Raw genomic sequence first — 14,584 nt, 5'->3', positions numbered from 1 at the left:
CAAAGCTGAAGCCATGCCGCGATCCGCCCATAAGCCGCGGCGCGAGTGACTGCAAGTCCCTGCGGAGCGGCGACAAAAATCGAAGAATCGCATCCGCCACTTCGCTCCCGCCTCCCTGCCCCTCTCGCCCCACCGCAGCTATTTTATTTCCATTCTCATATGTTTACACATAAACTATCGCTTGCTGGGGCGCGGTCGGCGCCTCGATCACGCGCGTACTACATACAGGCGGTCACCCAGCACACCGATCCGCCGCCCGAAAGGAGACAAGCTGTGACCGTTGCCCATAGCATTCAACCTTGGCATCCGCATTTCCGCACGACCTGTACCGTGCTGCTCGTATGCTTTCTCGCAATCTTGTTCGAAGGCTATGACGTCGGTGTCATGGGCGCCGTACTACCCGCACTGGCCGAAGATCGGAACTGGAATCTCAGCCCCTTTCAACTGGGGGCACTCAGCAGCTACGCTTTGGTGGGCATGTTCTTCGGCGCCTTCCTGATTGGCACGCTGAGCGAAATGATGGGCCGGCGGCGAATGCTCCTGCTCTGCGTTTCGGTGTTCTCCCTGACAATGCTGGGCGCGTCCTGGGCGCCAACGCCTGTCCTGTTCGGTATCCTGCGATTCATAGGTGGGCTTGGACTGGGAGGTGTGATCCCCGTGGCGGCCGCGCTAACGATCGAGTACTCACCACCGCACCGCCGCAGCTTCAACTACGGACTCATGTACTCGGGTTACTCCGTGGGAATTCTTTGTGCTGCGCTGGTCGCCATGTGGTTCCTGCCCAGTCTGGGATGGCGCGGCGTCATTGGCCTGGGTGCCGTGCCCATTGTCTTGATACCGCTGATGGCATGGATGTTGCCTGAATCGCAGGAATATCTGGTCGGCCAGGGTCGAATTAGCGAAGCGCAGGCGTTGGCCAACCGCACGGGCAATGGCCGGCTGCAGACCAGAGGCGGTCTGGGCAAGAACGCCAACCGTGCAACGTGGCGAGATGTTATGTCGAGCATCTTCGCCCGTCGGCAGCTCCGTGCCACAGCATGCTTCTGGATGGCTCTGTTCTTCGGATTGCTGCTGGTCTACGGCCTCAATACGTGGTTGCCAACCATCATGCGCAAGAATGGCTACGATCTGGGGTCCAGCCTCTCTTTCCTGGTTGTATTCAGTCTCGCATCCGCGTTGGGCGGCTTATTCCTTGGCGGCGCGGCAGACAAGATGGGCGCGCGCGGCACAGTTACCAGCTTCTATCTGATCGGGTCCGCTGCCATTGGCGCGTTGATGTTCCGAAACTCGGTTGCTATCAACTATCTTCTGATGGCATTGGCCGGCGTAGGCAGCGTCTCCGCATCTCTTATCCTGACAGGCTATCTGGCTGGCTACTACCCCGCACACGCTCGCGCCGCCGCGACTGGATGGGCTCTCAGCTTTGCGCGTTGTGGCGCAATGTGCGGACCGCTCCTTGGAGGCTATGTGGCTGGATCAGGGCTGAGCTTTGAGTGGAACTTCATCACGTTCTCCATTGCGGGCCTGGCCGCAGCGCTGGCCGTAGGACTTTTGCCGAGCGCCGGTCGACGAGTTGCCGTTGCACACAATCACCAGGAGACCAACGCCTGAGAATGAGGCCGGCCTTTCAATCGGACTACCGGCATCGCCCCACCCCATAATCGCTTGCAGTCATGAGTACTTTGCTGAGTTTCGCAGCGTTACGGCAACCATGGCCGTGGCGCTAGCCTCTATCGCGCGATCCTGCAAGGTGTGGCTCTGTGCAGTGCGCGGAACTTATGTGCTCCGTACTCCCTAACCGGCGCTTCTTATCCGTCAGTATCGGCTCGTTCTCCGGATACCGAAAAGCGGATTGCGGATAGAAGCATCATCACCGGTACACCAAACTGTTCTTCACATGGCTACATGCGAGCCAATACAAAAGTGGAGACAGACATGCAAGGAGTTCAGAGCAAGACGGCGATCGTGACCGGTGGCGCAACCATGATTGGGGAAGCGGTCGTTTCGGCTCTCGTCCCGGCAGGCGAAACCACGCCTGTGAATAGGGCCAGCCGTTCAATCTACCGGCAACGGCTCCATCCCATATCTGCTTGAAGTCATGGGTATTCTGCGGGGCTTCGTAGCGTTAGGGCATCTATCGTGCGGTCCCGCAAGGTGTGGCTCTATGCAGCACTAAGAACTCATGCGCTCTCGAAATCCACATCGACCTATGCAGAGCATGGGGCGCCGGTGACCTGAGCCCCCCAGCACACTACCTGGGCGCGGCGTCTACCACGACTCCCAGGCATGCCGCGAGGTAATAGCCACTCGAGATTTGGAGCTACGGGTTTTTCCTCCCCGCCGATCCATCACTCCGGCCCAATATATGATTGTGGAATTGTTTAATCTTCAACTATATTCATTGCATAGAGGACTAGCGCTGCGCTTCGCAGTCCGTCCGCACCAAAGCAACAGGAAGGAAAGCCATGGCTGAGCGTTCATTCGTTGAAGAAGTCAAGAAGTTGCGCCTGGGTTCAGGCGAGGTATTTAGTGGCGAGGGCATCCTCGCCGTCACCAAGGCGCTGCTCGAGTCTGGCGTCGCGTATGTCGCGGGATACCAGGGTTCGCCCATCTCGCATCTGATGGACGTTCTGGCCGATGCGCAGGACATCCTGGCCGAGAACGGCATTCGTTTCGAGAACAGTGCGAGTGAAGCGACGGCGGCAGCGTCGCTGGCCGCCTCGGTTAACTACCCGCTGCGCGGGGCAGTGACTTTCAAGGCGACGGTTGGTACCAACGTAGCGTCGGACGCGCTCGCCAACCTGGCTTCGGGAGGCGTGACCGGGGGTGCGCTGATCATCGTCGGTGAAGACTATGGCGAGGGTTCCTCGATCATGCAGGAACGCAGCCATGCCTTTGCAATGAAGTCCCAGATGTGGCTGCTGGATCCGCGCCCGAACCTGCCATGCATCGTTCAGGCGGTAAAGGATGGCTTCGATTTGTCCGAAGCCTCCAATACCCCGGTGATGCTCCAACTGAGGGTGCGTTCCTGCCACGTACACGGTCAGTTTTTGGCTTCCGACAACCGCCGCAGCAAATTTTCGATTCAGGATGCGCTTGACAACCCTGCACGCGACCTCAGCCGAATCGTGCTCCCGCCGGCCAGTTTCGTGCACGAGCATGAGAAGGTAAAGCAGCGCTGGCCGGCTGCCGTGAAATTCATCGAGGAGCGCAAACTCAACGAGTTCTTCGACGGCGAGATGGGCGACATCGGTATCGCCGTGCAGGGTGGCAGCTACAACACGCTGATTCGTGCACTGGAGCAACTGGGCTTGGCGGATGTATTTGGCGAGTCCAGGATTCCGCTGTACGTGATGAACGTGGCTTACCCGCTGATTGATTCGGAGTGGGAGCGCTTTTGCGCGGGCAAGCGCGCCGTGCTGGTCCTGGAGGAAGGACAACCCAACTTCATCGAACAGAACGCCGCCAACATCCTCCGCATCGCGGGTGCCAGCGTCACCTTGCACGGCAAAGACCTGTTGCCGCTGGCCGGCGAATACAACACCGCCACGCTTCTCAAGGGAGTGCGGGCGTTCCTGGAGCAATACGGCAAGATCGCACCGCAGCCCGAGCCAAAGCCCGAGCGGAAGGTGATCCCGCTGGTGCAAGCCGCTACCGTCGATGCCGTCGCCGCTGAAGTGCTGGAGCCGCAGAAACTAGTTGACGAAAGTGTGCATGCACGTCCGCCCGGCTTCTGCACCGGGTGCCCGGAGCGTCCAATCTTTACCGCAATGAAACTGGTCGAACGCGAGATTGGTGAACACCACGTGAGCGCCGACATCGGCTGTCACCTGTTCTCCATCCTGCCACCGTTCAACCTCGGTAACACGACGATGGGATATGGCCTCGGTGGCGCGAGTGCCGCGGCGCTAAATGCGCCGACTGGAAAACGCGCAATTTCCGTAATGGGTGATGGCGGCTTCTGGCACAACGGCCTGACCAGCGGAATCGCGAATGCGGTATTCAACAAGAGCGACAACCTGACCATTGTCGTTGACAACAGCTACACGTCGGCCACGGGGGGCCAGGACATCCTCTCATCCACGGCGCACAACGACACGCGCAGCACTGGCCATGCCATCGAGGATGCGGTACGCGGCGTGGGCGTCAAGTGGGTAAAGACCATCCGGCGCACGTATGACCTGAAGGCGATGAAGGCGACGCTCAAAGAAGCGCTGACCACCGGAGCCAAAGGCCCGAAGGTGCTTATTGCCCAAAGCGAGTGCATGCTGAACAAGCAGCGCCGCGAAAAGCCCAGGACACGCAAAGCGATTGCCGATGGCAAACGCGTGGTGCGCGAGCGCTTCGGCGTAGATTCGGACACCTGCACCGGCGACCACTCGTGCATTCGCCTTTCGGGATGCCCTTCGCTCACGATCAAACCAAATCCGGATCCTTTGCGCACTGACCCAGTGGCGTCTGTCCTGGATAGCTGTGTGGGTTGCGGTCTATGCGGCGAGGTTTCCCATGCCGCCGTGCTTTGCCCGTCGTTCTATCGCGCCCAGATCGTTACCAATCCGACCCGCCTGGACAAGCTGCGTCAGCGCCTGCGCGACACGGTGATTGGCTTCCTGCAAAAACGCGAAGCCGCGCGCCGCGCACGCTTTGCATTCTGACTCTACGATCAAGAGGTTTATCGTGAACGCACCCATCAATCTCAGCGCCAAGACGATCAAGGTTGCCATTCTTGCCATGGGCGGCGAAGGCGGCGGTGTGCTGGCCGACTGGATCGTGGATCTCGGCGAGCACAACGGCTACATCGCGCAGACCACTTCGGTACCCGGCGTGGCCCAGCGTACCGGGGCCACCATCTATTATGTCGAACTGTTTCCGCGCGAGATCGCCGAGCGTGCCGGCCGCATGCCGGTGCTGGCGTTGATGCCGACGCCCGGCGACGTCGATGTGGTACTCGCTTCCGAGCTGATGGAAGCCGGTCGCGCAGTACAACGCGGGCTGGTGACGCCGGATCGCACCACCCTTCTGTCATCGACCCATCGCGTCTACTCCATCGCTGAAAAAGCGGCAATGGGCGATGGCCGGGTCGACAGCAATGAACTGATCGCCCACGCCAGCAAGGCGGCCAAACGCTTTATCCGCTTTGACATGGCGCAGGCCGCCGAGGCTAACGGCAGCGTCATTAGCGCTGTCCTGTTCGGCGCGCTGGCGGGCACTGGCGTGCTGCCCTTCAGCCGCGCGCAGTTCGAAGCCACCATCGAGCGTGGTGGCGTTGGCGTGAAGCCCAGCCTGCGGGCATTCGGCGCAGCCTTCGCTATGGCCGAAGCCAGCGATGCGCCCCCCGCTTCCGAGCCCTCGGCTCCTGCCGTACCCAATCCGCGAGACAGAAAGGTGGCCCAAGTGCTGCAGCGCGTGCGCGATGAGCAACCGGCAGAGATTCAGCATGTGGTGGTCGAAGGCGTACGCCGCATGATCGACTACCAGGACGTCGGCTATGCCGGCCTCTACCTGAACCGGCTGCAGTTCGTGCGCCAGGCAGCAGGCGTCAGCAATATCCCGCTGCTGCGTGAAACCGCACGTCACCTCGCGCTGTGGATGTCTTACGAGGACACCATCCGCGTGGCAGACCTCAAGACGCGCAGCTCCCGCTTCGAGCGCGTCCGAGGCGAGGTGCGCGCAAACGACAAGCAACTGCTGGCGATCAACGAGTTCATGCACCCGCGCGTGGAAGAAATCTGCGAAACACTGCCAGCCGGACTCGGACGCTGGCTAATGAAGCCGCACTTTGTGCACCGCCTGGTGCGCCGCTTTACTACCGCAGGACGCGTCGTCACGACCAGTTCGCTGCGCGGCTACTTGATGTTGTGGTCGGTGGCACGTCTGCGCGCGATTCGGCGTTGCACACTGCGCTACGCGCTCGAGACCGAGCGCATCGAAAACTGGCTGGCGCAGGTTCTTGCGGCCGCCCGCCTGAATCCCGCGCTTGCCTTGGAAGTGGTGCAGTGCCAGAGGCTGGTGAAAGGCTACAGCGACACGCACGTGCGCGGCCTGACCAATTACCAGACCCTAATGGGGGCAGTGGTGCGGGCAGGTGCGCGCCTGGCCCCCGCCACGCTGCGGGAATTGCGGGAGGCAGCCCTCGCGGACGAGCAAGGCAAGAAGCTGAAGGAAGCCCTGGTTCGCCACGCGCTGGCGTGACTGGACTCCGAACCTTCGAAGGAATTGAACACCATGACCACTCCGCACACCTTCAGGCGCCAGCACAAGATCCATTTCTCCGAATGCGATCCCGCTGGGATTGTGTTCTACCCCCAGTACTTCGTGATGTTCAACGACCTGATCGAAAGCTGGATCGACACACTGATGCCGGACGGCTACCACGGCGTGATTGGCGCGCGCCGGCTCGGCATGCCAACGGTCCACCTCGAGGTGGACTTCAAAGCGATCAGCCGCTTTGGCGAAAAGGTCTGGCTGGAGCTGGAAGTGGTGCGTGTTGGCGGAAAGTCAATCACGCTGGCCTGGCGATGCTCGGGGGCGGACGGCGGTGTGCGGCTGGCGGCCACACAGACCATCGTGATGACCTCTCTCGACACGCACCTGGCGATCCCGGTGCCGGAGGACCTGCGCGCGGCGATCGAACATGGGGCGGCCCTGGCCCGCACAGATGACGGGGCGTTGACTGAGTTGGGTCACCGTATCGGGACGCATTCTGCTCTCGACGGCCGGCCTTTTCGCGAAACGGTCTGAATCCACACGCGGTCAGACCTTGGGCAAATGCCAACGCGACCCGCGCAGGGGCGCCGATGGCTCCGGTAGTAACTTTTGGAAACAGCCATGAAGATCGTATGTATCGGCGGTGGTCCCGCCGGCCTCTATTTCGGCCTGTTAATGAAACTGCAGGATCCCGCCAATGACGTCGTGGTGGTGGAGCGCAATCGCCCTTATGACACCTTCGGATGGGGCGTTGTGTTCTCCGACGCAACGCTGGGCAACTTGCGTGAAGCCGATCCTGTTTCGGCCGACACCATCGGCGACGCGTTCAATCGCTGGGACGACGTTGAAGTCCACTTCAAGGGCCGGGCGGTGCGCAGCGGCGGCCACGGCTTCATCGGGATCGGCCGCAAACGCCTGTTGAACATCCTGCAGGCGCGTTGCGAGGAAGTCGGCGTCGAACTGGTTTTTGAAACCAATGTCGACGACGACCAGGCCATCGCGCGCAAGTACAACGCCGACCTGGTCCTTGCCTCCGACGGCCTGAACAGCGTGGTGCGCAAACGCTACGCCGACACGTTCCGCCCGGATATCGACACCCGCAAATGCCGCTTCGTCTGGCTGGGTACGAGAAAGGTATTTGACGCGTTCAATTTTATTTTCGTTCCAACCGAGCATGGCTGGTTCCAGGCCCACGCCTACCGTTTCGAAGACGGGACTTCGACATTCATCGTCGAGACGCCCGAGGAAACGTGGAAGGCCGCGGGAATCGATCAGATGAGCCAGGAGGAAGGCATCGCCTACTGTGAGCGCCTGTTCGCCCCGTACCTGGATGGCAATCCGCTCATCAGCAACGCCTCTCACCTGCGCGGCTCGGCAATCTGGATTCAGTTCCCGCGCGTGATCTGCGAAAAGTGGGTGCATTGGAACACGTTGACTTCCGACAACGGCACTGAAAAGAAAGTGCCTGTGGTGCTCATGGGCGACGCCGCGCACACCGCGCACTTCTCGATTGGTTCCGGCACCAAGCTGGCGCTCGAGGATGCGATCGAGCTGGCACGTACCATCAAGCGCGTCGATGGCTCATTGGAAGCGGCGCTAGAGCAGTACGAAGCGGTGCGTTCGGTCGAAGTCCTGAAAATCCAGAATGCGGCGCGTAACTCGACCGAATGGTTCGAGAACGTCAAGCGCTATGAAGACCTGGAACCCGAGCAATTCGCGTACTCGCTGCTGACCCGCTCCCAGCGCATCTCGCATGAGAACCTGCGCCTGCGCGACAAGGCCTGGCTGGAAGGTTATGAAGCCTGGCTGGCAAGGCGCGCCGGCACCGAAGCCACGGCGGTGCCGCCTCTGCTGACGCCCTACACCGTACGCGGGGTCGCGCTGAAGAACCGCGTGGTGGTATCCCCGACCGCGATGTATTCCTGCCAGGACGGGATGCCGGGTAGCTTCCACATGGTTCACCTGGGAAGCCGTGCGCTGGGCGGTGCCGGCCTCGTGATGGTGGAAATGACCGCCGTGTCGCCGGACGGACGCATCACGCCGGGTTGCCCGGGACTGTGGAATGACGAGCAGGCTGCGGCTTTCGCCGGCATCGTCGGGTTCGTCCATGAACACACCAGTGCGCGCATCGGTGTGCAGATCGGCCATGCCGGCCGGCGCGGCTCAACCCAGCTCGGCTGGGAGCAGGCCGATCACCCGCTGCCCGAGAACAACTGGCCTTTGCTTTCAGCCTCCGCGCTGCCTTACCAGCCCGGCATTTCGCAGACACCTCGCGCCATGACGCGCGAGGACATGGACCGCGTGCGCGACGACTTTGTCGCTGCCGCCCGACGTGCGGCTGCCGCCGGCTTTGACTGGCTGGAGCTACAGGCGGGCCACGGCTACCTGCTGTCGAGCTTCATCTCGCCGGTGACCAACCACCGAACCGACCAATATGGCGGCACGCTGGCGCAGCGCATGGCGTTCCCGATCGAAGTGCTGGCGGCGGTACGAGAAGCGTGGCCACAGGATAAGCCGATTTCTGTGCGTATCTCGGCTACGGATTGGGTGAGCGGCGGCATCAGCGCAGATGATGCGGTCGAGATGGCCCGCCTGTTCAAGCAAGCCGGTGCCGACGTGATCGACTGCTCTTCCGGCGAAGTGACCCCGGAACAGAAGCCGGTATACGGGCGCATGTTCCAGACCCCGTTTGCCGACCGGGTCCGCAACGAGGCCGGTGTCCCGACCATCGCCGTGGGCGCGATCACCGAAGCCGACCAGGTCAACGGCATCATCGCCTCGGGGCGCGCTGACCTTTGCGCAATCTCGCGCCCGCACCTCGCCGACCCCGCCTGGCTGCTGCACGAGACCGCCAAGCTCGGCTACCACCGTGTCGAATGGCCAAAGCAATACCTGCTTGCAAAGGACCAGCTCGAGCGAAACCTCCAGCGCGCGACAGCCGGCGCCTGAATGTTGCCACCACTCAGGCGAGACCTGCGAGGAAGAACACACCAAGAGAGGAAGACGATGTCGAATACCTCATATGACACCTACCGCGAGAACGTAGCGGGCCGTGCAGACGTGGCGGACACGCCCGAGCTGCTGGCCTACTACAAGGAACTGGCCACGCTCAAGACGGGTGCCCTCTGGACCGTTGCCAACAAGATCGAGCCGTGGCAGCCGAAGTCGGAATCGGTGCCCGTGCTGTGGCGCTACCGCGACCTGCGCGACCACGTACTGCGTTCAGTGGACCTCGTTACGCCTGAGAAAGCGGGCCGCCGGGTGATCTACCTGAACAACCCTGGGCGCCAGGACGTGTCGGCGGCCGTGGGCTGGCTCTACTCCGGCCTGCAGGTAATGCATCCGGGCGAGGCCGCGTCAGCGCACGCGCATTCGTCCTCGGCGCTGCGCTTCATCATGGAAGGCAGCGGTGCGTACACGATCGTCGATGGCCACAAGATGACGCTGAACGCCAATGACTTCGTGCTGACGCCAAACGGCACCTGGCACGAGCACGGCGTGTCGGCTGACGGTACGACCTGCATCTGGCAAGACGGCCTGGATATTCCACTCGTCAACGCAATGGAAGCCGGCTTCTACGCCGTCCATCCGGGGCTGCAGCAAGCGGTGACACATCCGGTCGACGACGTGCCGGCCATTTGGGGCGGAAAGGGCCTTCGCCCGCACGGTGGCACCTGGACCAAGCCTTATTCGCCGTTGTTCAAGTATGAATGGGCGCCGACTTACGAGGCGCTGCTCCGTCACGGCAAAGTCACGGACGGCAGCCCGTTCGACGGGGTGCTGATGCACTACGTCAACCCGGTCACTGGGGGCCCCGTGATGCCCACGATCGGCGCCAGCATGCAGCTATTGCGGCCGGGCGAGGCCACCCAGGCGCACCGCCACACCGGCAGCTTCATTTACCAGGTCGCCAAGGGCAGTGGCTATTCCATCGTCAATGGCCAGCGCTTTGACTGGACCGAGCGCGACATCTTTTGCGTGCCCTCCTGGGCTTTCCATGAGCACGCTAACGCGTCGTCTGGCGATGACGCGGTGCTGTTCTGCTTCAACGACCTACCCGTCATGCATTCGTTGGGGCTGTACCGCGAAGAGGCGTTGGCGGAGAACGGCGGCCACCAGGTGCTAGCCACCTGACAACGGAACCGTCGTTGTGCATTGCCATGTGCACGACTTTCACGACCTGATTTTTTCGATTTGCGCAGCCGCCGACAACGCGGCATTCACCGGAGTAGTAAAACCATGCGTCTCGTTACCTATCGCTCTGAAGTAGCCGCCGCCGCCCGCCTGGGCGCCATTATCGATGGCAGCATCGTTGACCTTGCCCGCTTCGGCGCTGCCGTCGGCGTCGACATTCCGTCCACCATGCTCGAGTTCATTGACCTGGGACCCGAGGCGGTCCGCTCGACCAGTGCGCTACTGAACGAATATCGCGGCAGGCTGCCGTTCGGCGTGGCCTTCCCGGCCTCGAACGTCAAGCTGCTGGCCCCCATCCCGCGCCCGCGCAAGAACATCTGGGGCATTGGCCTGAACTACGTCGAGCACGTGGCCGAATCCAGCCGCAGCCTGGACACCTCCAAGGAACTGCCCAAGGAGCCGGTGATTTTCTCCAAGCCGCCGACCACCGTGATTGGCCCGGGCGATGCCATTGAGCACAACAAGGAAATCACCGAGCAAATGGACTGGGAAGTCGAACTTGCCGTCGTCATTGGCACCCGTGGCAAGCGCGTAAAGGAGGCCGACGCGCTGAACTACGTGTTCGGCTACAGCGTGATGATCGATATCTCGGCGCGCGACTGCCGTCGCGCTGGCCAATGGATCTACTCCAAGGGCCAGGACACTTATGCGCCGTTCGGCCCGGTCATCGTCACCGCTGATGAGATTCCCGATCCGCACACGCTGGACCTGTCGCTGACCGTCAATGGCGTGACCAAGCAAAGCTCCAACACCCGCCACATGCTGTTCAAGGTGCCTGCGCTGATCGCGGATATCAGCAAGGGCATGGCTTTGGAGCCCGGCGACATCATCGCGACGGGGACGCCGGATGGCGTCGGTGCGGGCCGCACCCCCCAGGAATGGCTGTGGCCGGGCGACACCGTGGTGGCCACGGTGGAAGGCATCGGCGAGCTGCGCCACCCCGTCGTGGCGGTCTGATTCCCAGTATCCGGAGAAGCGGCAGTCCCCACGCACCGGCGTTCGGGACTGGCCATTCGGAAGTGTAAGGAGACAACTGCAATGCTCAACCTGCCAACATTCAAGGCCGCTGCTGTCCAGGCGGCTCCGGTGTTCGTGGATGCCGACGCGACGGTCGACAAGGTTTGCCGCCTGGTCAAGCAGGCGGCCGACAACGGCGCAAAGCTGGTCGCATTCCCGGAAGTGTTCGTGGCTGGCTACCCGTACTGGAGCTGGCTGACCAACCCCGTCGACGCCAGCCCCTGGTTCGAGAAGCTGGTCAAGGCTTCCATCGAGATTCCGGGCCCGGAGATCCGCAAGATCGCCCAGGCCGCGCAGGCCAACCACATCAACGTAGTGGTTGGCGTCAACGAGCGCAGCCGCACGGGCGTCGGCACGCTCTACAACACCCTAGTCACGATCAGCGATGAGGGCCGCATCCTGGGCCGGCACCGGAAACTGGTACCCACGTGGGCTGAGAAGCTGACCTGGGCCAATGGCGACGCCTCGGCGCTGCGCGTGCACCAGACCAGCGTCGGGCCGCTCGGCTCGCTGGCGTGCGGCGAGAACACCAACACGCTGGCGCGCTTCTCGCTGCTGTCGCAAGGCGAGTTGATGCACGTCGCGAGCTATATCGCGCTGCCGGTGGCGCCGGCCGACTATGACATGGCCGAGGCTATCAAGGTGCGCGCGGCCGCCCACTGCTTCGAGGGCAAGGTGTTTACCGCTGTGTCATGTTCAACGGTGTCGGCGGAGATCATCGAGGCGATGAGCCCGCTGAACCCCAAGGCGCGCGAACTGCTGTCCCGCCGAAACAGTTCCTTCTCCGGCTTCCTGGGCCCGGACGGCCGCGTGATCGGCGAGCCGCTGATCGACGTGGAAGGCATTGTCTATGCCGACATCGATCTTTCACGGTGCATCCAGCCGCGCCAGATGCATGACATCACCGGCCACTACAACCGCTTCGACATCTTTGACCTGCGTGTCGACCGCCGGCCGCTGCAGCCCGCGCAATTCATGGACGGCGCAGCCCAGGCTCTTGACCTGGAGGCCGACCAAGCCGATCTCAATGCATTCGACCTTTCCGAGAGCAAGTAAATGTCTTTCCTGCTGACGCCCCAGAAGCCGCTGCGTATCGGGCAAATCGTGCCGTCGTCCAACACCACCATGGAGACGGAAATTCCTGCCATGCTGCGCGAGCGCGAGAAGGATTTTGCCGAGCGCTTCACCTTCCACTCCAGCCGCATGCGCATGAAAAAAGTGGTCAAGGAAGAGCTTGAGGCCATGGACCGCGACAGCGACCGCTGCGCCCTCGAACTGTCCGACGCGCGCGTGGACGTGCTGGGCTATGCCTGCCTGGTGGCCATCATGAGCATGGGCAAGGGCTACCACCGTGTGTCCGAAGCCCGCCTCACACAGCGCACCGTCGACAACGGCAACCCGGCTCCAGTGGTTACCAGCGCCGGCGCGCTGGTGGACGGCCTGCACGCCATGGGCGCGAAGCGCGTCTCGGTGGTATGCCCGTACATGAGGCCGCTCACGAAGATGGTGGTCGAGTACATCGAGAGCGAAGGCATCGAGGTCAAGGACTACACCGCGCTGGAAATCCCCGACAACCTGCAGGTCGCCGCCCAGGACCCTGCCGAGCTGCTGGAGATCTACAAGCGTGTCGACACCACCGGCGTGGATGCCATCGTGCTGTCGGCATGCGTGCAGATGCAGTCCCTGCCGTCGATCCAGAAAGTGCAGGACGAATCCGGCATTCCGACCCTCTCGGCAGCCGTCGCGACTACCTGGCAGATGCTCCGCAAGCTGGACCTCCGCACGGAAGTTGCCGGCTGCGGCGAGTTGCTGAGCGGTAGATATTAAGCGCCCCACCCGCCGCCACCGGGCATGCCACGGGGCGGTGCATCTTGAGAGCGTATGGACGACATCCATTTCTACGAGCCCACGCTCGGCCACGGGTTGCGCCACGATCCGCTGGCCGCCATCGTCGGCCCGCGCCCGATTGGCTGGATTGCCACCTTGGATCCGGCAGGGGTGCCAAACCTGGCGCCCTATGCCTTTTTCAACGTCTTCAACTACTCCCCGCCGGTAGTGGCCTTCTCCAGCGTTGGATACAAGGACACGGTGCGCAATATCGAGGCGACTGGCGACTTTGTGTGGAACCTGGTGACACGACCGTTGGCCGAGCGCATGAACATGACCAGCGCCGGCGTGGCCCCGGAAGTCGACGAATTCACCCTGGCAGGCTTGACACCGGCGCCATCGCGCCTGGTGTCAGCCCCTCGGGTACAGGAAAGCCCGGTGTCATTCGAATGCAGCGCGACCCGGGTCATGCAACTGGGCAGGGCCGACGGCGCCATGCTGGACACGTGGATGGTCCTGGGCGAAGTGGTGGGCGTGCATATCGACCGTGCCTTCGTTCAGGATGGCGTGTATGACACCGCTGCTGCGCGTCCCATTTTGCGCGGTGGCGGTCCCGCGGATTACTACGAGGTGAGTAGGGACGCGCTTTTTCAAATGCGCCGGCCGGCGTGACGCCCGGAGATGAACTTAGTCCGCGGCACGGTGCAGCCGTATCAGCAGCTTTAGCGTGGCTCGAAGTTCGTCGGCTTTTTTCTCGCCGAGTGGGGCCAGCACTTGCGCTTCATGGGCCCTCGCCTGGCTGATAAGACCGGAAGTGAGCTTTTGGCCACGTGGAGTGATGCGGACCAGCGTGATGCGCCGGTCGGTGTCATGCGGAATGCGCTTCACGTAGCCCTGCGCTTCCATTCGGTCGAGCAAGCGGGTCACGGTAGGCTGCTTGGTCACTGACAGCTGCGCCAATTCGCCGATAGTGATTGCCTTGCCTCCCGACAAGGTGGACAACACGCGCCAATCAGAAACGGTGAATCCGTTAGCCACCACAACCGCGTGGAATTCGCCCGAAATCAGTTGGCTGGCCTGGGCCAGCAACGCTGGGGTGTAGTTGTCGACAAATTCGTCGTCAGAGGTGTCGATGGACTTATTCATGTGAAACGGATGCGATTGGACAGCCCTGGTGGCCGCGCGACGATAGAACATACCACGGCGGTCATTTTGCCTAGCCGACGAGGCTCCCGATCCAGCGCCTTCCCCCTCTTGATACAGAAAAGAACTTTCAGTACAAAGTAATGGGATTGCGCGCGACCGTGCTGTGCGGGCAGCCGTGCCATGGAGCAATCCC

The 14,584-nt window shown here is 62.2% G+C and carries 11 protein-coding genes; 10 read left to right on the top strand and 1 reads right to left on the bottom strand.

The genetic code is table 11. The features are described from left to right. Window positions 1-273 precede the first annotated feature (273 nt). The 10 genes from C7416_RS17675 (at window position 274) to C7416_RS17625 (ending at window position 13,917) form a co-directional block, all read left to right on the top strand. A complete protein-coding gene (locus C7416_RS17675; RefSeq protein ID WP_198035623.1) occupies window positions 274-1,611 on the top strand; it encodes an MFS transporter in 1,338 nt (445 codons plus the stop codon). An 854-nt stretch (window positions 1,612-2,465) separates the two neighbouring features. Next, complete coding sequence (locus tag C7416_RS17665) at window positions 2,466-4,655, top strand: thiamine pyrophosphate-dependent enzyme (RefSeq protein WP_111520119.1); 2,190 nt, start codon at window positions 2,466-2,468, stop codon at window positions 4,653-4,655. Window positions 4,656-4,677: 22 nt separating this feature from the next. After that, window positions 4,678-6,192 carry an indolepyruvate oxidoreductase subunit beta family protein gene (locus C7416_RS17660; RefSeq protein ID WP_258401116.1) on the top strand — a complete coding sequence of 505 codons (1,515 nt, stop codon included), beginning with the start codon at window positions 4,678-4,680 and terminating at the stop codon, window positions 6,190-6,192. Window positions 6,193-6,225: 33 nt separating this feature from the next. Then, the gene (locus C7416_RS17655; RefSeq protein ID WP_111520118.1) at window positions 6,226-6,741 is read left to right on the top strand and encodes an acyl-CoA thioesterase; all 516 of its coding nucleotides are present in this window, start codon (window positions 6,226-6,228) and stop codon (window positions 6,739-6,741) included. 87 nt (window positions 6,742-6,828) lie between these two features. After that, complete coding sequence (locus C7416_RS17650; RefSeq protein WP_111520117.1) at window positions 6,829-9,156, top strand: bifunctional salicylyl-CoA 5-hydroxylase/oxidoreductase; 2,328 nt, start codon at window positions 6,829-6,831, stop codon at window positions 9,154-9,156. A gap of 57 nt (window positions 9,157-9,213) precedes the next feature. Next, a complete protein-coding gene (locus C7416_RS17645) occupies window positions 9,214-10,341 on the top strand; it encodes a cupin domain-containing protein (protein WP_111520116.1) in 1,128 nt (375 codons plus the stop codon). Between the two features lie 105 nt (window positions 10,342-10,446). Beyond that, entirely contained in the window at window positions 10,447-11,358 is a 912-nt protein-coding gene (locus C7416_RS17640) for a fumarylacetoacetate hydrolase family protein (protein WP_111520115.1), read from the top strand. Between the two features lie 81 nt (window positions 11,359-11,439). Continuing rightward, window positions 11,440-12,474 (top strand): carbon-nitrogen hydrolase family protein, encoded by a 1,035-nt coding sequence (locus tag C7416_RS17635; RefSeq protein ID WP_111520114.1) that lies wholly within the window; start codon window positions 11,440-11,442, stop codon window positions 12,472-12,474. After that, window positions 12,475-13,245, top strand: a complete 771-nt coding sequence (locus C7416_RS17630; RefSeq protein WP_290367838.1) for a maleate cis-trans isomerase family protein — start codon at window positions 12,475-12,477, stop codon at window positions 13,243-13,245. Between the two features lie 54 nt (window positions 13,246-13,299). Continuing rightward, entirely contained in the window at window positions 13,300-13,917 is a 618-nt protein-coding gene (locus C7416_RS17625) for a flavin reductase family protein (RefSeq protein ID WP_111520113.1), read from the top strand. Window positions 13,918-13,932: 15 nt separating this feature from the next. Here C7416_RS17625 and C7416_RS17620 read toward each other — a convergent pair whose 3' ends face one another. Then, window positions 13,933-14,391, bottom strand: coding sequence for a MarR family winged helix-turn-helix transcriptional regulator (locus C7416_RS17620; protein ID WP_111520240.1), 459 nt, complete (start codon window positions 14,389-14,391; stop codon window positions 13,933-13,935). Window positions 14,392-14,584: the final 193 nt, after the last annotated feature.

The sequence above is a fragment of the Cupriavidus phytorum genome (assembly GCF_003254285.1).
Classification (GTDB): Bacteria; Pseudomonadota; Gammaproteobacteria; order Burkholderiales; family Burkholderiaceae; genus Cupriavidus; species Cupriavidus phytorum.
The sequence above is the reverse complement of the archived record's forward strand: the minus strand, read 5'-3'. Positions and strand labels throughout refer to the sequence as shown.